Annotated in this window: 16 protein-coding genes; 2 read left to right on the top strand and 14 right to left on the bottom strand. The window is 61.9% G+C overall.

The features are described 5' to 3' along the window. Window positions 1-56: 56 nt before the first annotated feature. The 9 genes from KUV46_08205 to KUV46_08165 form a co-directional block, all read right to left on the bottom strand. Window positions 57-932, bottom strand: coding sequence for an ion transporter (locus KUV46_08205; GenBank protein QYI99341.1), 876 nt, complete (start codon window positions 930-932; stop codon window positions 57-59). Window positions 933-978: 46 nt separating this feature from the next. Beyond that, complete coding sequence (gene pheT / locus KUV46_08200) at window positions 979-3,375, bottom strand: phenylalanine--tRNA ligase subunit beta (protein QYI99340.1); 2,397 nt, start codon at window positions 3,373-3,375, stop codon at window positions 979-981. 3 nt (window positions 3,376-3,378) lie between these two features. Then, a complete protein-coding gene (locus tag KUV46_08195; protein ID QYI99339.1) occupies window positions 3,379-3,999 on the bottom strand; it encodes a hypothetical protein in 621 nt (206 codons plus the stop codon). Between the two features lie 15 nt (window positions 4,000-4,014). After that, window positions 4,015-5,088 carry a phenylalanine--tRNA ligase subunit alpha gene (pheS, locus tag KUV46_08190; GenBank protein ID QYI99338.1) on the bottom strand — a complete coding sequence of 358 codons (1,074 nt, stop codon included), beginning with the start codon at window positions 5,086-5,088 and terminating at the stop codon, window positions 4,015-4,017. A gap of 91 nt (window positions 5,089-5,179) precedes the next feature. After that, the gene (rplT, locus tag KUV46_08185; protein QYI99337.1) at window positions 5,180-5,545 is read right to left on the bottom strand and encodes a 50S ribosomal protein L20; all 366 of its coding nucleotides are present in this window, start codon (window positions 5,543-5,545) and stop codon (window positions 5,180-5,182) included. A gap of 50 nt (window positions 5,546-5,595) precedes the next feature. After that, a complete protein-coding gene (gene rpmI / locus KUV46_08180) occupies window positions 5,596-5,796 on the bottom strand; it encodes a 50S ribosomal protein L35 (protein ID QYI99336.1) in 201 nt (66 codons plus the stop codon). A gap of 300 nt (window positions 5,797-6,096) precedes the next feature. Next, window positions 6,097-6,639, bottom strand: coding sequence for a translation initiation factor IF-3 (infC, locus tag KUV46_08175; GenBank protein QYJ02375.1), 543 nt, complete (start codon window positions 6,637-6,639; stop codon window positions 6,097-6,099). A 60-nt stretch (window positions 6,640-6,699) separates the two neighbouring features. Then, complete coding sequence (locus KUV46_08170) at window positions 6,700-7,734, bottom strand: glycosyltransferase family 9 protein (protein QYI99335.1); 1,035 nt, start codon at window positions 7,732-7,734, stop codon at window positions 6,700-6,702. Then, on the bottom strand, window positions 7,731-8,918 hold the full coding sequence (locus tag KUV46_08165; protein QYI99334.1) for a glycosyltransferase family 4 protein: 1,188 nt from the start codon (window positions 8,916-8,918) through the stop codon (window positions 7,731-7,733). The genes KUV46_08170 and KUV46_08165 overlap by 4 nt, the downstream gene beginning before the upstream one ends. A gap of 132 nt (window positions 8,919-9,050) precedes the next feature. Between KUV46_08165 and KUV46_08160 the strand changes: the two genes are divergently transcribed. Then, on the top strand, window positions 9,051-9,812 hold the full coding sequence (locus KUV46_08160) for an alpha/beta hydrolase (protein ID QYI99333.1): 762 nt from the start codon (window positions 9,051-9,053) through the stop codon (window positions 9,810-9,812). On the opposite strand, the gene dnaJ is transcribed toward KUV46_08160, so the two are convergent. From dnaJ to KUV46_08145, 3 genes are all read right to left on the bottom strand, one after another. Next, complete coding sequence (gene dnaJ / locus KUV46_08155; protein ID QYI99332.1) at window positions 9,809-10,972, bottom strand: molecular chaperone DnaJ; 1,164 nt, start codon at window positions 10,970-10,972, stop codon at window positions 9,809-9,811. The two genes, KUV46_08160 and dnaJ, sit on opposite strands and share 4 nt — an antisense overlap. Before the next feature lie 114 nt (window positions 10,973-11,086). Further along, window positions 11,087-15,616 (bottom strand): glutamate synthase large subunit, encoded by a 4,530-nt coding sequence (gltB, locus tag KUV46_08150; protein ID QYI99331.1) that lies wholly within the window; start codon window positions 15,614-15,616, stop codon window positions 11,087-11,089. Window positions 15,617-15,666: 50 nt separating this feature from the next. Beyond that, window positions 15,667-17,121, bottom strand: coding sequence for an NAD(P)-dependent oxidoreductase (locus KUV46_08145; protein ID QYI99330.1), 1,455 nt, complete (start codon window positions 17,119-17,121; stop codon window positions 15,667-15,669). Window positions 17,122-17,363: 242 nt separating this feature from the next. Here KUV46_08145 and KUV46_08140 point away from each other — a divergent pair, with 242 nt between their 5' ends. Beyond that, the gene (locus tag KUV46_08140) at window positions 17,364-18,200 is read left to right on the top strand and encodes an undecaprenyl-diphosphate phosphatase (protein ID QYI99329.1); all 837 of its coding nucleotides are present in this window, start codon (window positions 17,364-17,366) and stop codon (window positions 18,198-18,200) included. A 33-nt stretch (window positions 18,201-18,233) separates the two neighbouring features. Here KUV46_08140 and KUV46_08135 read toward each other — a convergent pair whose 3' ends face one another. Continuing rightward, window positions 18,234-19,238: a complex I NDUFA9 subunit family protein gene (locus KUV46_08135; GenBank protein QYI99328.1), complete on the bottom strand. Its 1,005-nt coding sequence runs from the start codon at window positions 19,236-19,238 to the stop codon at window positions 18,234-18,236. Between the two features lie 105 nt (window positions 19,239-19,343). Then, a complete protein-coding gene (locus KUV46_08130; protein ID QYI99327.1) occupies window positions 19,344-19,691 on the bottom strand; it encodes a hypothetical protein in 348 nt (115 codons plus the stop codon). Window positions 19,692-19,698: the final 7 nt, after the last annotated feature.

Raw genomic sequence — 19,698 nt, 5'->3', positions numbered from 1 at the left:
CGTCGACGCCGCGCCAATGCTGCCACACTCCAACCTTCGCCCACTTCATCAAAGGCTTAGTCGCCCTCTTCCTCCAGTTCGGCAGCCTCGATCCGCGCGACGCGACGTTCAAGGGCGCGTTCGCGGCGCTCCTGCTTGGCATTTTCCCGCTCTCGTATCTCATCTGAGAAGGCGCTGGCGAACACGCCGGCAGGCAGGGCGACCATGCCGATGCCGGCAATCGCGATGACGGACGCGAAGAACCGTCCAAGCGGTGTCACGGGATAGACGTCGCCATAGCCAACCGTGGTGAGGGTTGCGATGGCCCACCAGATGGCACGCGGAATGGACGCGAAGCTCTCCTGCTGCTGGCCGCCAACGCCCTCGACGAAATAGAGCAGCACAGCCGAGATGTAGACCAGCGCCATCGCCATGGCGAGCGTGGTGAAGAGCTGCGTTCCTGCGCGCGAGAGCGTGGCGCCTAGAACGTCAAAAGCCGGGATGAAGCGAGAGATCTTGGCAAGGCGCGCTAGCCGCAGCACCCGCAGCACCATGACGATCTGCGCACTGGCATCATCGGGTGCGAGCAGGATCCACAAAAGCTCTGGCAGGAAGGCGACAAGGTCGGCAAGGGCGTAGCCAGAACAGATGTAACGCACGCGGCCACGTAAGCCGCGATATTCAGGGTTTTCACCTGCCACCCAGAGCCGAAGGAGGTATTCCAGCGCGAAGATGATGATGATCGCGACATTGAAAACATCGATGGCGCGCATCCACGCCTCGCCCATGGTCGGCTCTGTCTCCAGCGCGAGCGCGAGAAAGCTGAGCAGGACGAGGATGACGATGAAAAGGTTGAAGGGCGACAGGCCCGTCTTTTCGCGCGCCGTGGGCTCCATCTGCGTGTAGAGACGCTTGCGCAGCCCCATCTGCGTCATGATGTGATGCATCGCCATGGCTGCTTGCCCCCCGCCTTAGAGGGCAAGCTTAAGCGCGATACGGCTATCCCCGCAACACACCGCCGGTGGCCTTGGTCACGTTGGCGATGATGGCTTCGGCGATCTTGTCGATCTCCTTGTCCTTCAGCGTTTCGCCTTCCGGCTGGATCGTGACTTCGATGGCGACGGACTTCTTACCCGGGTCGATGCCCTTGCCCTGATAGACGTCGAAAACATCGACCGCCGTGATGAGCTTCTTGTCGCCGGCGCGGGCCTGACGGACGATATCGCCAGCTGGCACGCCTTCATCGACAACGAAGGCAAAGTCGCGGCGGATCGGCGTCAGGTCAGCGCGCTGTAGCACCGGACGCGTCTTCGTGGCTTTCGCCTTCATCATCGGCAGGGCGTTAAGATTGAGCTCAAAGCCATAGACAGGACCGTCGACATCCAGCTCTTTCAGGACGCGCGGGTGCAGCGCGCCGAAATGCGCGATCGTGACCTTGGGCCCGAGCTTCAGGCAGGCCGACTGGCCCGGATGCCAGTGATCCTGGCGCGGGGCTTCGATCTGGAAACGCTCTGGCGGCTGGTCGAGCTCTGCCAGAAGGGCGAAGAGATCCGCCTTGGCAGCGATGGCATCATAAGGGGCGAGCGCGCCGCTCCAGTGACGGGCCGTCACAGGGCGCACGAGCGCAGCGACCACGTTGCGCTGATCCTTCGGGCCGTCGCCGAGATAGACGGGGCCAGCTTCGAACAGGCGCATCTCCCGCTCGCCGCGGTCTGCGCCGCGTTGAGCGGCAACGGCGAGGTTGGCGAGGATGCTCGGGCGCATCTGGTTGAGCTCGCTGGCGACGGGGTTCGAGAGGGTGAGCGCATCACTGCCGCCGCCGAACAGTTTTGCCTGCTCCTTCGGCATGAAGGACCAGGTCACCGTCTCAAGAAAACCACGAGCCGCCATGACACGGCGCGCCGCACGGATGCGGGCCTGCGTCGGCGTGATAACTGCGGTGCGTCCGCCTTCGAGCGGCGGCAGCGACTGGGTCGGCAGCTTGTCGTAGCCGGTGAGGCGGGCGACCTCCTCGACGATGTCGGCGGACTGCTCGATATCGAAGCGCCAGCTTGGCACGGTGAGGTACCAGGCCTCGCCCGTATCCTCGAGGCCGAAGCCGAGATCCTTCAGCATCTTCTTGAGATCGGCCGGCTTGATTTCGAGCCCTGTGAGGCGCGCAACGTCGCGCTTGTCGAACAGGACCTTGGCGTGCGGCGCCGGAGGCTGGCCCGCAATACGGCTGACCGAGACCTCACCGCCGCCATACTCCTTGATGAGCATGAGCGCGAAGTTGAGGCCATCGACACAGCTTTGCGGATCCACACCGCGCTCGAAGCGGTAGCGGGCATCGGAAATGATGCCGGTGTCACGGCCCGTACGGGCTGTGCGAAGCGGGTCGAACCAGGCGCTCTCGATGAAGACGTCGGTCGTCTCTGCACTGACAGCCGTGGACTGGCCGCCCATCACGCCGCCGAGGCCGATCGGGCCGCTATCGTCAGCGATGACGCACATCTCTGTGCCGATCTCATAGGTCTTGCCGTCGATGGCTTCCAGCTTCTCACCCTCGCGGCCGAGACGGGCAACGACAGCGCCCTTGAGCTTAGCCGCGTCATAAGCGTGAAGCGGACGGGCGCGGTCGAACGAGATATAATTGGTAATGTCGACGAGCAGCGAACGCGGCGTGATGCCGAGCGCTTTGAGACGCTGCTGCATCCAGTCCGGCGATGGGCCGTTTGTGACACCGCGCACAAGCGCACCGGCAAAGACCGGGCAGGCCTGCGGGGCTTCGAGCTGGATATCGACAGGACAGTCGAAGCTGCCTTCGACTTTCTTGATCGGGTTTTCGAGGAAACGCCCTGCCCCGGCTGCGGCGAGGTCGCGGGCGATGCCCTGCACACCGAGCCAGTCTGGGCGGTTCGGGGTAACTTCGAAATCGATGACCTTGTCGGTCAGGCCGAGGGCTTCGGCGGCTGGCGTGCCGACTTTCCAGTCGCCTTTGAGGTCCGCAATGCCGTCATGGTCCTCGCCTGCCTCAATCTCCTTGGTGGAGCAGAGCATACCGTGGCTCTCGATGCCGCGGATCTTGCGCGGCTTCTTGTCGAGCGCGAAGTCGAGACCGGGAATATAGGTGCCGAGCGGCGCGTAGATGGCGGTCATACCGGCGCGCGCGTTCGGCGCCCCGCAGACGATCTGCTTGGTGCCGTCCTTAGTCTCTACCGTGCACACACGCAGGCGGTCGGCATCCGGATGCGGCTCGGCCGCGGTGACGTGAGCGACCGTGAACTCGGACAGTTTCTCGCCCGGATCTTCGACATGCTCGACCTCGAGGCCGGCCTTCAGCATCGTCGCAAGGATATCATCCAGCGGCGCCTTGGTCGCGAGATAGTCCTGCAGCCATGAGAGTGTGAACTTCATCGTCTATTCCACTTCCGGGGTCGGTTCGGTTTGAGGGGCGCGCACATCGTCCGCGAGGTCCTCGAAAATATCTTTTTCGCTGCGCTGGCAGCGTTTTACAGGCTCGGCACGGCTCATGCTGACGCCCATACCAAGGCCGCGCGCCGTCCAGCAGCGGTCGAAGACAGAGCAGTAGCAGATTTCCACATCAAGCTCGCTCCACGCTGCAGCGGCTGCATTGCGCTGTTCGAGCGTCACCTGCCCGCGCGGCCAGTCGACACGCAGGGGCATGATGGTGTCGCCGGGCGCAACAGCGCGTCCAATCAAGCTCGACCAGGATTGCTGATAGCCGGGCGGGAATGTGTCCGCATAGGGCGTCAGGTCCTCGACGATCTCGCCATCCTTCAGCATTTCGACCCGCTCGATCAGGGCCGGGCCGACACCGCTATTGGTAAGGCGGATACCCATTGCAGAAGTTGTGGGGGTCTCCGAGACGAAGCCCTCGATCTGGACGACAGGGAAGACGGCGCCATGCTGCTGGGCACGCATGACGCGTCCCTGGTCCCAAGCAATGAAGACTGCAATCGCGCTGGTGATCACCGCGCAGATCGCAATCAGCATTTCTGCCTTGTTGCCGTTACCCATGGCCTGTCCCGCCTTCTAGCTCAGCCCGCCGGAGACGCTGGGCGTAGCCCATGGCCGGAAGCCATAGTGACGGCTCCAGCCTGCATCGGCTTCGAAATAGGGGCGAAGGTCCGGCATGCCGTATTTCAGCATGGCGAGCCTGTCGACGCCCATACCGAAGGCGAAGCCCTGATACTCATCCGGGTCGATGCCGCAATTGCGCAGCACGTTCGGGTGGACCATGCCGGAACCGAGGATTTCCATCCAGCTGTCGCCTGCCCCGATCTCGATCGAGTCGCCGACCTTGGTATATTTCACGTCCATCTCGGCCGATGGCTCGGTGAACGGGAAGAAGTGCGGGCGGAAGCGTGCCTCGACATTGTCGACCTCGAAGAACTCGCGCACGAAGTCGATCAGGCAGCCCTTGAGGTGACCCATATGGATGTTCTTCTCGATGACCAGACCCTCGACCTGATGGAACATCGGCGTGTGGGTTGCGTCCCAGTCATTGCGGTAAACGCGGCCCGGCACGAGGATGCGGATTGGCGGCTTCTGGGCCTCCATCACGCGCACCTGGACGGGGCTGGTATGGGTGCGCAGCACCTTCGGCGCCGCGCCTTCCTGCGGGTGGAAGAAGAAGGTGTCGTGCGTTTCGCGCGCCGGGTGGCCTTCAGGGAAGTTCAGCGCCGTGAAGTTATGCCAGTCATCTTCAATGTCCGGGCCTTCAGCGACGGTGAAGCCCATATCGCCGAAGATGGCAGCGATCTCTTCGAAGACCTGCATGACCGGGTGCAGCTTGCCCTCAGGCGCGGCAACCGGCGGCAGGGTCATGTCGATACGCTCGGTCTGGAGTTTCTTCTCCAGCTCGGCTTCTTCAAGCTCTGACTTGCGCGCCTCTACGGCGTCCTGAACACGGTTGCGCAGGCCATTGAGCTTGGGGCCCATGTCCTGACGCTCTTCCGGGCTCATGCCGCCAAGCGTCTTCATCAGGCCAGAGATGCGGCCCTTCTTGCCGAGCTCGGCCACGCGTACCGCGTCGAGCGCAGCAAGGTCGCCTGCTGCAGCCAGCGCGTCGAGCGCTTCTTTTTCGATCTTATCGAGTTCAGACATGAAAAAGCCCCGTTGGGTTTAAGGCCGAACGGGGCTTTTCCGCCCCGCCTTGGCGGTCGGAAATAGCGGAGAAATGCGAAAAGCGGAACGCTTAAGCTGCGAGCGCGCCCTTGGCCTTCTCCACCAGTGCGCCAAAAGCTTCTGGTTCGTGGACGGCAAGGTCAGCCATGACCTTACGGTCAACTTCGACGCCAGCCTTGGTGAGGCCGTCGATGAAGCGCGAATAGGTCAGCTCTTCGTCATGGATGCGGACAGCAGCATTGATGCGCTGGATCCAGAGCGAACGGAAGGTGCGCTTCTTCTGCTTGCGGCCGATATAGGCGTACTGGCCAGCTTTCCAGACAGCAGCGTTTGCCGTGCGGAAAGTATTCTTGCGGCGGCCATAATAACCTTTGGCTGCCTTGATGATCTTCTTGTGGCGGGCGTGTGCCGGCACTTTGTTACGTGAACGGGGCATCTTGGCCTCCTGCTAGTTCAAATACGGTTCGAGTTCGATCTGCGTCCGGCCTAGAGGCCGTAGGGCAGGTACTTCTTGACGCGTGCGACGTCCGCATCAGCAACCGGCTTGGTGCCGCGGTTCTGACGGATGTACTTCGCGTTGTGGCTGATCAGGCGGTGACGCTTGCCGGCGACGCCGTGCTTGAGCTTGCCTGTGGCCGTGAACTTGAACCGCTTCGCAGCGGCCTTCTTGGTCTTCATCTTCGGCATTTCGATCTCCTGTCGGGACGCACAAGGCGACCACTGTCTAGTCGTTCATGAGCCCGCAGGCATGCCGTTTTGGCCCGCAGTGCTCGAAAGAGGGGGCTTATGACGGAAAGACGCGCCTAAATCAAGGCGTCAGGACATGCCACTGCAGCGAAACTTTGCAGCACATCTATCCCCCAACATTCCCAGCGAAAGCTGGGCCCCATGGCGGTTGAGCACTCACGCCGCAGCCGCCATGGACCCCACCCTTCGGTGGGGAGGCGGCGGACTGGCAATTACGTGAACGCTGAAAGCGACCGCGCCCTAGCGCGGTGCCATCACCATGGTCATCTGGCGGCCTTCGAGCTTTGGCTCCAGCTCGACCTTGGCAGTCTCGGCGAACTCTTCCTTGACCCTCTGGAGGAGCTCCATGCCGAGATGCTGGTGCGCCATTTCGCGGCCGCGGAAGCGGAGCGTGACTTTCACCTTGTCGCCATCTTCGAAGAAACGCGTCATCGATTTCGTCTTCACCTCATAGTCATGGGTGTCGATGTTCGGACGCATCTTGATTTCTTTGAGCTCAGCCGACTTCTGCTTCTTCTTGGCAGCCGCCTTCTTCTTCTGCTCTTCGTAGCGGAGCTTACCATAGTCGATGATCTTGCAGACCGGGACTTCCTGGTTAGGCGACACTTCCACCAGGTCGAGGCCGGCCTCAGCGGCGGCATCCAGTGCAGCCATGAGCGGCATTACACCCTGCTTTTCGCCTTCTTCGTCGATCAGCAGAACTTTCTCTGCCTTGATGTCCCGATTGATGCGCGGCCCTGTGTTTCTTTTGGATGGCGGTGCCGCATGCGGTCTACGTGCTATGGCTCTTCTCCTTTGAGCAAATTAAAGCGAACCGGAATATGCCGATTTCCGGCCGAATTTTCAAGTTTGGGCGACTTTATCGCGCCCGGGAATTGCACCAAGCATCTGAACGGCCTGCCAGACGTCACGCACGCTAAGCTCATCGAGCGTCGGCGCCTGACAGATAATCATCTGCGCGCCGCGCGGCGCGGCCTTTGATGGGTCGCTCTCGCTTGTGGCAAAAAGGGCAACGCCCGGACACCGGGAAAGTGCCGCCATATGCATGGGGCCAGTGTCATTGCCAACAGCGAAAAGCGCCTGATCGGCCAGCGTCACGATCTGGAAAAGGCTGGTGCGATTGACGAGATTCTTGGTGCGCGGCTCGGCCTGACAGATCGTCTGCGCGATCTCTGCTTCGGCCTTGGACCCGATCAGGACTGGCGTAACGCCAGCTTCCGCGATGCGTGAGGCAAGGGCTGCATAGCGCTCAGGTGGCCAGCGCTTGGCGCTGCGATGGCTGGAGGCGCCCGGGATAATCAGCGCATAGGGCCCGTAAATCGAGAAGTATTCCGGCAGGAGCGACGGCGAGTCGCCGAGCGCACGGCGCACAAACGACATGTCCGGCATGGGCGGCCATTGCCCGCCGGTCGTCTCTGGCCCGAGACCCGCGATTTCGAGCTGAGCGCCGAACCGGTCGATGCTGTGCATGCGCTCGCGCTCAGGCCCCTTGTGTTCAAATGCAGCACCGGCAGCGTGACCCGACCAGAGCGGCGGCTTGCGCATCGGCATGTTCAGCGCCTTGAAATAGTTCGCCGTACGGCCCGACGTCTGGAGGTCGTAGACGATGTCGTATTTCTGCTCGCGGATGCGTTTGAGGAGCGCGCGCGTCGCCTTCAGGCCTTCGGGGCGTCCATCGGTCTCGATCTTCTGGAAAAAGCCGGTCGCCTTGGCGAGGCCCTCATAGGGCGGCGTCGTCAGGAGCGTGATGCTCGCCTTTGGATGGGCCGCGCGGATGGCGCGCATGGCCCCAAGCGCCAGGACGAAATCGCCCAGAGCGCTGAGTTTGATGACGAGGACGCGCCTGGCTTTCTCTCCAGGATTAGCGCTTCTGCTCAATTCGACTGCTCCTCACGCGCTTCGAAGACGCGTTTGTAAACCGACAGGGTTGCGACCTGCAGACCCCGTTTGGAAAACCGCTCACGCACATGGGTACGGCCAGCTGCCCCAATCGCGTGTCTTTCTGGCCCGTCCAATGCAAGGAGCGCGCCGATTGCGGTGGCCAGTGACGCAGGGTTTCCCGGCTCAACCCGTAGTCCTGTCCGCCTGTCCTCAACGATCTCACGCTGGCCGCCATGATCTGCCGCAATGACGGGTTTGCCCATGGCAGAGGCCTCGGCGGCGACCCGGCCGAACGCCTCAGGACGCGTGGATGGTGCAAGGACAATATCTGAGGCAGCATAGGCCGCGGCCATGTCATCGGTATGACCGACGATTCGCACGGCATGGCCGAGCCCGTATGTCTCGATCGCCTGCTCCAGCTCTTCCTGGTATTTGTCGCGCCCCTGCGCGTCGCCAGCGAGGATCAGGATGGTGCCAGCGCGCAAGCTTTCATCCAGTTTGGAAAAGGCCTCAATCGCCACAAGCTGGCCTTTCCAGCTCGTCAAACGTCCGGGCAGCAGCAGGATTGTCGGCTTTGCCGCTTCGATCTGCCAGTTGTTGCGGATCGCCTCGATCCGGTCCGGGTTGACGGCAGCCTCATCGAACACGTCAAAGTCCACCCCGCGCGGGATGGTGACGAGGCGCTCACCAGGTGTGCCGTGGACGGACTGGACATGATCTGCGGTCCATTCGGAATTGGCGATGACGACGTCGCCGCGCGCCATCACTGAATTGTAGACCTTTTTCAGCGCAGACTTGCCGGAATAGGCACCGTGATAGGTGGTCACGAATGCGCGGCCTGTGCGGCGCGCAGCCCAGAGCGCGCTCCATGCCGGGGCGCGTGACCGTGCATGGACGAGGTCGATGCCGCACGCCTCGATCAGGTCTGCCAGCTTGCCCGCATTGGAATAGATGCTGAGCGGGTTCTTAGTTTTCAGGGCGAAGGGCACATGTTCGCCGCCTGCTACCTCCAGGGCGCTGACAAGCCGGCCACCTTCACTGGCGACAATGGCGCGCCCGCCCGCTTCGATGATGGCTTCGGCGACTTCCAGCGTCGTGCGCTCAGCCCCACCGGCCGACATTTCGGGGATCACCTGGAGTATGGTCTTGCCGCCAAGGTCTGGCAGCGCCGTCTCTGTCATGCGTACAGGATCTTTCTCTCGCACCCGTTCTGGCGTGAATGCAGCAATTCACAGCCGCTCTAGCGCGGAAGCAAGGTGTTCGCCAAGGGACTTGGTTGACAAGACCTGCAGCCCGCGCAACGCCTTCCTGCCATGACGACACAGTATTTCGAAACACCGCAAGGCCGCCGTATCGCCTTCCGCCGCAGTCACGGAAAGACGGACCTCACCTTTGTGTGGCTGTCCGGTTTCAAGTCCGACATGATGGGCGGCAAGGTCACCGAACTGGAAGCATGGGCTGCTTCGCAGGGCCACAGCTTCCTTGCTTTTGACTATTCCGGGCATGGCCAGTCGGGCGGCGCATTCGAGGACGGCACAATCAGCGCCTGGCGCGAAGACGCTCTGGCGGCGATCACCGAGCAGACAGACGGCGACCTCATCCTTGTCGGCTCCAGCATGGGCGGATGGATGGCGCTATTGTCGATGATGGCGCTGCCGGACCGCGTGAAGGGGCTGGTCCTCATCGCGCCAGCGCCAGACTTCACCGAAAAACTGATGTGGCCTGAATTCTCAAGCGAGGCGCAGGCCGAGATCATGGAAAAGGGGATGCACCTTCGCCCGTCGGACTATGGCGACCCATACCCGATTACACGTGCGCTAATCGAGGACGGCAAGACCTGGTCGATACTGGACGAAGCGATCAGCTTTAACGGCCCTGTGCGCATCCTGCAGGGGATGCAGGACCCGGATGTGCCATGGAAACATGCCGAGCGGCTGGTCAGCGCCATGACGAGCGAAGACCTCGTCTTCCACCTCATCAAGGATGGTGACCACCGCCTGTCACGCCCGCAGGATATTGCGCGGCTGAAAGCGACCTGCGCGGAAATCGCTGAGGCTGTGGGTGCCAGCGCCTAGTTCGGGCGTTGGCCATCCTCGCCGGTCATGCCGTCCCAGAACTTCTTGACGCGGCCGAGAAAGCCTTCGCTTTCCGGATTGCAATCAGCGCCTGAGCATTCGCAGAACTCACGCAGCAGCTCTTTCTGGCGGGCAGACAGGTTGCGCGGGGTTTCAACGATCATCTCGACGAAGAGGTCGCCGCCATGGCCGGAGCCGCGAAGCGATGGCATGCCCTTGCCGCGCAGGCGCAGCTTGCGGCCCGTCTGCGCGCCTTCCGGCACGGTGACGCGAGCGCGGCCGCCATCGATGGTCGGGATTTCGATCTCGCCGCCAAGGGCCGCAGTCACCATCGGCACAGGTGCCGGGCAATAGAGGTTCGGCCCGTCGCGCTCGAAGATGTCGTGTTCTGAAACGTCAATGAAGATGTAGAGGTCGCCCTTTGGACCGCCATTGAGGCCTGGCTCACCCTCACCAGCGAGGCGGATACGCATGCCGCTCTCGACACCTGCAGGGATCTTGACCTGAAGCGTGCGCTCTTCGCGGACCTGACCGGCACCGCCGCATGTCTTGCAGGGGTTTGGGATGACCTTGCCGCGGCCTGAACAGCGCGCGCAGGTACGCTCCATGGTGAAGAAGCCCTGCTGGGCGCGGACGCGGCCTGCGCCCTGACAGGTCGGGCAGGTTTCCGGGCTGGTGCCGGGCTCTGCGCCGCTACCATCGCAGGTGCCGCAATCGACCGCCGTTGGCAGTGTGATCTCGGTGTCCTTGCCGGTAAAGGCGTCCTCGAGCGAGATTTCCAGATCATAGCGAAGGTCATTGCCGCGTGCGGGACCATTGCGCCGACGGCCGCCGCCAAAACCGCCACCGAAGACCTGGCTGAAGATATTCTCGAAGATGTCGCCGGGATCGCCCTGACCGAAGGGGTTGCCGCCGCCGGGGCCTGCACCGCCGCCTTCAAAGGCTGCGTGGCCAAAACGGTCATAGGCAGCGCGCTTTTCCGGGTCGGAGAGGATCGCATAGGCTTCACCGACTTCCTTGAACTTCGCCTCGGCGGCATCGTCGCCGGGGTTCTGGTCAGGGTGGTATTTCAGCGCAAGCTTGCGATAGGCGCTCTTGAGGGCCTTTGCGTCGACGTCTTTCGAGACGCCCAATACTTCGTAATAATCCTGTTTACTCATGTCAGGCGATCAACTGGTTTCTCTGTCTGGCATTGCGGTGACAGGTGGGCGCGGTGCGCGCGCTGCGCAAGTGCTGGCCTGCGCGCGCACCTGATTCAACCTGATTGCGGGATATCAGACCGCCTGCAGCTCTGGCAGCTTGCTGCCAAGGATGCGGTCAGCGACCTCTTTCGGGACGATGAAGTGCGTCTGTTCCAGCGTCTTGTCCCAGTTCTCCAAGAGCTCTTTCGCGCGCTTCGAACCGGTGCGTTCGGCATGCATTTCGAGCAGCGTCTGATAGCGCCCGATATACTCTTCCGACATGTCGGCGAGCGGGTACCAGTCGATGGAGTCCGGGTTGGCGACGCGGGCGAAGTTACCTTTCGGATCCCAGATCCAGGCCATGCCGCCCGTCATGCCAGCGCCGAAATTGTCACCGACCGGACCGAGGATCGCAACGCGGCCACCCGTCATATACTCGCAGCCATTCGCGCCGCAGCCTTCAACCACCGCCTCTGCACCGGAGTTGCGAACGGCGAAGCGCACGCCCGCCTGACCCGCCGCAAAGAGGCGGCCATTGGTGGCACCATAGAGGCAGGTATTGCCGATGATGGTGTTTTCGGACGCCTCCAGCTGCGCATCACGGCGCGGGCGTAGCTGGATCGTTGCTCCAGACAGGCCCTTGCCGACATAGTCGTTCGCGTCGCCATAAACGTCGAGCAGGAGGCCCTGCACCGAGAAGGCACCGAGTGACTGACCGGCGCTGCCTGTCAGGCGGATACGGAGGCGCCCCTCAGGCAGCGCGCGCTCACCGAACTTGCGGACGATGGCCGACGAGCAGCGTGCACCGATGGAGCGCTGCACGTTCTGAACGTCATATTCGAGCTGCATCTTCTCACCGCGCGTGAAGAAGGGCTCACCATCGCGCAGTATTTGCGCATCGAGCGTTTCGACAACTTCGGTGCGGTGGTCAGGACGGTAGACGACCGGCTTGGTGGTCTCGACCTTCACCAGGAGCGGGTTGAGGTCGAGGTCATCAAGGTGCGAGGCACCGCGGCTGACCTGCGCCAGAAGATCGGTGCGGCCGACGGCTTCATCGAGAGATGAGAGGCCAAGGCTTGCGAGGATGTGGCGGACATCTTCGGCGAGGAAGGACATGAGGTTCACGACCTTCTCGGCCGTGCCCGTGAATTTCTTGCGCAGCGCTTCGTCCTGCACGCAGACACCGACCGGGCAGGTGTTGGAGTGGCACTGACGCACCATGATACAGCCCATGGCGACGAGCGATGCCGTGCCGATGCCGTATTCCTCTGCGCCCAGCATTGCCGCGATGACGATGTCGCGGCCAGTGCGAAGGCCGCCATCGGTCCGCAGGGTGACCTTGTCGCGAAGATTGTTGAGCGAGAGGACCTGATGGGCTTCTGCGAGGCCCATTTCCCATGGCAGGCCTGCATATTTGATAGAGGTCTGCGGGCTTGCGCCCGTACCACCAACACCGCCAGCGATGAGGATCACGTCGGCTTTGGCTTTCGCGACGCCTGCGGCCACCGTGCCGACGCCTGACTGCGCGACGAGCTTCACGCAGACGCGGCATTCAGGGTTGATCTGCTTCAGGTCGTAGATGAGCTGGGCCAGATCCTCGATCGAGTAGATGTCGTGGTGCGGCGGCGGCGAGATGAGCGTCACACCCGGCGTGGCGTGGCGGTTCTTCGCAATCAGCTCCGTCACCTTGAAACCAGGCAACTGGCCGCCCTCACCAGGCTTTGCACCCTGGGCGATCTTGATCTCGATTTCGCGGCACTCATTGAGATATTCCGCGGTCACGCCGAAGCGACCGGAAGCGACCTGCTTGACGGCGGAGTTCATATTGTCGCCGTTCGGAAGGGGACGGTAACGCTCACGGATTTCACCGCCCTCGCCGGACACGGATTTCGCGCCGATCCGGTTCATGGCAACGTTGAGCGTACCATGCGCCTCAGGTGAGAGCGCACCAAGCGACATGCCCGGCGTCACGAAGCGCTTGCGGATCTCATTGACCGACTGAACCTGCTCAAGCGGGATCGAGGTCTGGCTGCGGGTCTTGAAGTCGATCAGGTCGCGCAGCTGGATAGGCGCGCGGCCGCTCAGCGCGTCGACATAACGCTCATAAAGGGCGTAGTCACCGCGGTCGCAGGCCGCCTGCAGCATGTGGATGAGGTTGCCATCGAGAGCATGCGGCTCACCCGATGCGCGCAGGCGATAGAAGCCGCCGACCGGAAGCGAGATGACGTCCTCGTCGAAGGCAAGCTCGTGGCGTTCGACAGCATTGTCCTCAAGGCCAGCGAGACCAATGCCAGAGATGCGGCTGGTCATGCCCGGGAAGTAGTCCGCCACAAGGGCGCGCGAGAGACCGAGCGCCTCGAAGTTATAGCCACCGCGATAGGAAGAGATGACCGAGATGCCCATCTTGGACATGATCTTCAGGAGACCTGCCTCGATCGCTTTCTTGTAGTTCTGGACATAGTAGTTGAGCGGCTCGTCACCGAGCAGGCCGCGCGCGTGGCGGTCAGCAATCGCTTCCTGCGCGAGATAGGCGTTAACGCAGGTCGCGCCGACACCGACGAGCACGGCAAAGTAGTGCGTGTCGAGACATTCAGCCGACCGTACGGTAAGCGAACAGAAGGTACGCAGGCCCTGCGCGACGAGATGGCTATGCACCGCGCCCGTCGCGAGGATCATCGGGATCGCGACGTTCTCAGGATCCTGGTTCTCATCAGACAGGACGATGTGCTCACGACCGGCACGAACAGCCTCTTCTGCCTCACGCTGAATACGTGAGAGGGCCTCTTTCAGGGCGCGACCGTCATGTTTCACACTGGCGATCGGGAAGGTGCAATCGATATGCTCGACGCCTTCATCAAGCACGTCCATCAGCCGGTGGTACATGCCGGTCGAAAGGAACGGGCTTTCCAGAACGAAGACGTTCTGCTGGGTCTCGTCCGTGGTGAGGATGTTGCCGAGGTTCTTGAACCGCGTCTTCAGCGACATGACGCGGTCTTCGCGCAGAGGGTCGACGGGCGGGTTTGTCACTTGGCTAAAGTTCTGACGGAAGAAGTGCGAGAGCGGGCGGCATTCCTGCGAGAGCACCGCAACCGGCGTATCATCGCCCATCGAGCCGATGGCTTCCTTACCGTCCTCTGCCATCGGCGCGAGGATTAGTTCTGAGGATTCCAGCGTGAAGCCGGCGACCATCTGGCGGCGCAGCAGCGCCTCCTTGTCGAAGAGGCGCGGCTCTTCGCCGTTCATGATGTCGACTTCGAGCTCTTTGACGTTCTTCAGCCAGTCCGAATACGGGTGCTCGCCAGCCAGCTCGTCGATGATCTCGTCATGCTCATAAAAGCGGCCTTCTTCGAGGTTGGCCGCGATCATGCCGCCAGCGCGCACATGGCCGCGGCGGACGACATCATGACCACTGAGCGGGCACATCCCAGTCTCGGAGCCGACAGCAAGAATGCCATCGGAGGTCAGCGCATAGCGCAGCGGGCGCAGGCCGTTCCGGTCAAGACCGGCGACAGCCCAGCGACCGTCATAGGCACAGATGGCGGCAGGCCCGTCCCACGGCTCCATCACGGAGTTACAGTAGGCGTAGAGCGCAGCATGCTCGTCCGGGATGATCGACGCGCGCTTGGACCAGGCTTCCGGAATGAGAAGCGCCTTGGTCATCGGCGCGGTGCGGCCGGCCTTGCAGAGGATTTCGAAGACCGAATCAAGCGCGCCAGAGTCAGAGAGGCCCTTCGGCACAACGGGCTTCACGTCTTCGACATCATCACCGAACGCACCGGAGACCATCTTGATCTCATGGCTCTTCATCCAGTTGAGGTTGCCGCGCAGCGTGTTGATCTCGCCATTATGGGCAAGCATCCGGAAGGGCTGTGCCAGCTCCCAGCGCGGGAAGGTGTTGGTCGAATAGCGCTGGTGATAGATGGCGATCGGCGAAACGAAGCGCTCATCTTTCAGGTCGAGATAGAAGTTGTCGATGTCCTGGGCGAGGAACATGCCCTTGTAGATCAGCGATTTGTGGCTGAGCGAGCAGATATAGAAGCTCGGGATACCAGCCTCGCGTGCCTTGCGCTCAATCCGGCGACGGCAGAGATAGAGCGCGCGTTCCAGCTCATCAGAGGTCCGGCCGCGGCTGTCGCGGAACATGACCTGCTCGATTTCAGGGCGGGTATCAGCTGCCTTCTGGCCGATGACCGAGATGTCGACCGGAGGCTGGCGCCAGCCATAGATGTAGAAGCCGAAGTGGAGGATTTCGGTCTCCACAATGGCACGGGCCGCTTCCTGATTGCCAAGATCAGTACGTGGCAGGAAAATCTGGCCGACGCAGATCGGGTCATCTGTCGGGTTATGGCCGGTGCGCTCTGCCTGCTCACGGAAGAAGTCTTGCGGGACCTCGATCCGGATACCAGCGCCGTCACCGGTCTTGCCGTCTGCGTCGACGGCGCCCCGGTGCCAGACATTCTTGAGCGCCTTGATGCCCATCTCGACGATTTCGCGCTTGGGCTTGCCATCAAGAGAAGCAACGAGGCCGACGCCGCAGGCATCTTTCTCGAACTCTTCATCATAGGCGTGCGCCTCGATCAGCTTCTGGCGTTCTTTGAGGTATTTTTCGATCGTGTCGGTCATGTCGGTATCCCTGGAAGGGTTTGTCTTGGAGCGCTGTCGGTCAGGCCGGTCTATTCAGCGGCGACGGGGGCAGCGGAGGCCGTGCGGGCCATCTGTTTCATACGCTTGTGCATGCTGTCGGCTGCGTCGCGTCCATCCTTGATGGCCCAGACGACGAGCGAGGCACCGCGAACGATGTCGCCAGCGGCAAACACGCCCGGCAGGCTCGTTTCGAGCGTTGCGAAATCAACCTTGATGGCGCCCCAGCGGTTCACGGTGAGAGCAGGCTCATTGAAGAGTTGCGGCAGGTCTTCAGGGTCAAAGCCCAGCGCCTTGATTACCATGTCGGCTTCAATGTCGAACGTCTCGCCGGTCTTCTCAGGGGACTGACGGCCAGATGGATCAGGTGCGCCCAGTTTCATGCGCGCGGCGCGCACGGCTTTCAGCTTGCCGCCTTCGTCATCGATCAGCGCTTCAGGAGAGGCGAGCCATTCGAAGACGACGCCTTCTTCCTCAGCATTTGCCACTTCGCGCTGTGAGCCCGGCATATTGGCGCGGTCACGGCGGTAGAGACAGGAGACAGATGTCGCGCCCTGACGGATGGCTGTGCGCACACAGTCCATGGCCGTATCGCCGCCGCCGATGACGACGACCTTGCGGCCTTTTGCGTCGAGCGTGCCGTTCTCGAATTCAGGCACGTCATCGCCGAGCCCCTTGCGGTTCGACGTGGTCAGGAAGTCGAGCGCCTTGTGGACGCCTTCGCAACCTGCGCCCGGCACCATCAAATCGCGCGCCTTGTAGACGCCCGTCGCGATCAGCAGCGTGTCATGCTCGTCGCGAAGGTCTGACAGCTTGTGTGTCTCACCGATTGAGGCGTTGAACTCAAAGCGTACGCCGCTTTCCTCAAGCCGTTTGATGCGACGCTCAACGATGTGCTTCTCGAGCTTGAAGCCCGGAATGCCATAGACGAGCAGGCCGCCGCCGCGGTCATAGCGGTCATAGACAGTGACCTGATAGCCCTTGCGGCGGAGCTGTTCTGCGGCGGCGAGGCCGCCCGGCCCTGCACCGATGATACCGGCGGACTGTTCGCGCTCACGCGGAGGCTTGATCGGGGTGACATAGCCCTGCTCCCACGCATTGTCGGTGATGTAGCGTTCCATCGCGCCAATGGTGACCGTGCCGTGGCCGGACTGCTCAACCGTGCAGATACCTTCGCATAGGCGATCCTGCGGGCAGATACGTCCGCAGATTTCGGGCATGTTGTTGGTGGCAGAGGAGACCTGGTATGCCTCTTCCATCCGGTCTTCGGCAGCGAGCTTCAGCCAGTCAGGAATGTTGTTGGAGAGCGGGCAGCCCTGCTGGCAGAACGGGACGCCACACTGCGAACAGCGCGCCGCCTGATCTTCGGCAACCGTCTGGGCGTAGTCGCCATAGATTTCCTGAAAGTCGCTGCGGCGCGCTTCGGCCGCGCGTTTTTCAGGCATGGTCGGGTTGATCGACGTGAATTTCAGCATGCGGCTGGCCATGGCGCCCATCCTTTTCGTGCAAGTTTGTGCCCTATCGGCGCTTTTCAGCAGCTTTGCAAGGCAGATTCATTCACCACATATCGTGATGATATATTTTATTTGGTTTGATCATCAATATAGCGCCAAAATCCAAGTTTGGCAAATTTAACGCATATCATATCGATATACATTTTGCGCGGGTGCTTTCGCGCTCGAAGCGTGACATAGGTTTGAGCGTCCAACAGACCGCCGGGACTAGAACTATGTCGCTTCTCCAGCTTGTCATCATTTCTATCGTGCAGGGCATATCGGAATGGCTTCCGATCTCGTCGTCTGCGCATGTCCTGCTGACCGCGAATATCTTTGGCGTTTCAGGCGAAGACGAGCTGATGGTGAACGCCATGGCCCACCTAGGCACGCTCTTCGCGCTGTTCGCATTTTTCTGGAGAGACACTGGCCGCGTCGTGAAGGGCAGTTTCGAACTGGTCGGCATTGGCCGCGAAAATGGCCGTCTGACAGATGGCGGCAAACTTGCCCTGCTCATCCTTGTGGCGACGCCGCCTGCCCTTCTGGCCGGACTGGCACATGAGCTTGTCCCCGGACTTGATGTCCTGCGCAGCGCCTATGTGATCGCCGGCACGACGATTGTATTCGGCCTGCTTCTCTGGTGGGCAGACGTGAAAGGCCCGCGCCATCGGACCGAAGCCGACATGACGCTTCGTGACGGCATACTGATCGGCCTCGCGCAGGCGCTTGCCATGATCCCGGGCGTCAGCCGTTCAGGCGTCACGATGACGGCGGCGCGCGCCCTCGGCCTGTCGCGGACGGAGGCAGCTCGCTTTGGCATGCTGTGCGGTGCGCCGGTGCTACTGATCGCGGGCAGCTATGCTTGCCTCAAGCTCGCCACCGCAGATGCCGGCGAAGTGACGGTGCCGCTCTCCGACGGCCTGATCGTGGCGGGCCTCAGCTTCGTGACGGCTTTTGCGTCCATCTGGGCACTGATGGCGCTCCTCAACCGGATGAGCTTCCTGCCCTTCGTGATCTACCGGGTGCTGCTCGGCATCGCCATTCTGGCAGCGATCCCGCTCATCGGCCTCTGATCCAGAGCTCCCGGCAAAGCTGAAGGGGGAAGCTTACGCTTCGCCCTTCTGGTGGAATTCACCATAGGCACGGTAGCGCCACAGATAGGTCGGCACGATGGCTTCGATGCTTTCAATGTCCTGAACGCCGAGGTCTTTCAGCGTCAACGCATCGTCGGCAACGACATTGTCTGTCTTCAGCATATCGACCTGATCGCCCGTGATCGGCGGCGGGCCGAGAACAGTGTGCAGCGGCAGGAACGGGATCTTCCAGATCGCGCCAAAGGTCAGGCCCATTGGCTTGGCGACGAAGTATGGCAGCGGCAGCGCATAGCGCTTGCGGTCGATGGTCTCGCCGATGAAGTCGTAAAGCTCATTGAACGTATAGGTGCGCGGGCCGCCGAGCTCAAAGGTCTTGCCCTGAACATCGTCGCGGCTCACAGCGGCCGCGATAGCTTCGGCGACATCGCCCGCATAGACAGGCTGGAGCTTCGTCTTGCCGCCGCCGATGGCCGGCAGGAAAGGCGCAACGTTCGATACCGGATGGGCTGCCATGCCGGCGAACTTGTTGAAGAAGTCATCCTCAGGCCCGAACACGATGGACGGGCGCAGGATGACAGCTTCGGGGATCGCGTCGCGCACGGCCTGTTCGGCCAGCGCCTTTGTGCGCGCATAATCGGACTCGGAATTTTCATCCGCGCCAATCGCCGAAATCTGGACGAAGCGCTTAATGCCCGCGGCAGCTGCGCACTCGGCCACGGTCTGTGCACCGCCAAGCTGAGCGGACTCAAAACTCTGGCGGCCTTTTTCGTAAAGGATACCGACAAGATTCACGACGGCGTCGGCGCCTTCGATGGCGCGCTCGACCGAGAGACGGTTGCGAACGTTGGCCTGCGCAATGTCGATCCAGCCCGGAGGCCCCGCGAGACGGACATCGCCAGCAAGGTGCGGACGGCGCACCGCGATGCGGACGCGGTAGCCTGCCTCGACAAGTGCGCGGGCCGCATAGTGACCGATAAAACCGGAGCCACCAAAAAGAGTAACAAGACCTGTCGACATGAGCGCTGAACCTCTATTCCGCAGCCTGTTTGAAATGATCTGCGCCTTTCATCATGCCGTGACATGATTGTCCATGCGACGAAAGGCAAGCCATGTGTATCGCGCCTAACCGCCCTGGCGCAGGGATCGTTCAAGAACCTGTTGCGAGCCGAAGGCGAGGCGGAGCCGGTCTGTCGCTTCGGCGAGCGCGGTGCGGCGCTCTGCGACAAGCGCCTCCTGCGCGCGGAGCTGTTCAACGAGACGGCGCGAACTTCCATTCCGCTCCGCGAGGCTGATCGCAGCAAAATCCATCGGCTCGGCTGGTGCCTGCAGTGCGGCGCGCATGGCAGCAAGGTCTGTTTGCGCACGCTCCAGTGCGAATTGCGCTTCGGCCATGTCCTGCTCGGCCCGCTGACGCTTCAGTCCGACAAGTTTCTTCAAGTCCGCCGCCGTTTTCTTCTTCATCGGTTTCACGGCATCC

Source organism: Thalassovita mediterranea, from assembly GCA_019448215.1.
In the GTDB taxonomy this organism is placed as follows: Bacteria; Pseudomonadota; Alphaproteobacteria; order Caulobacterales; family Hyphomonadaceae; genus Henriciella.
This window is presented reverse-complemented; position numbering and strand designations above follow the sequence as displayed.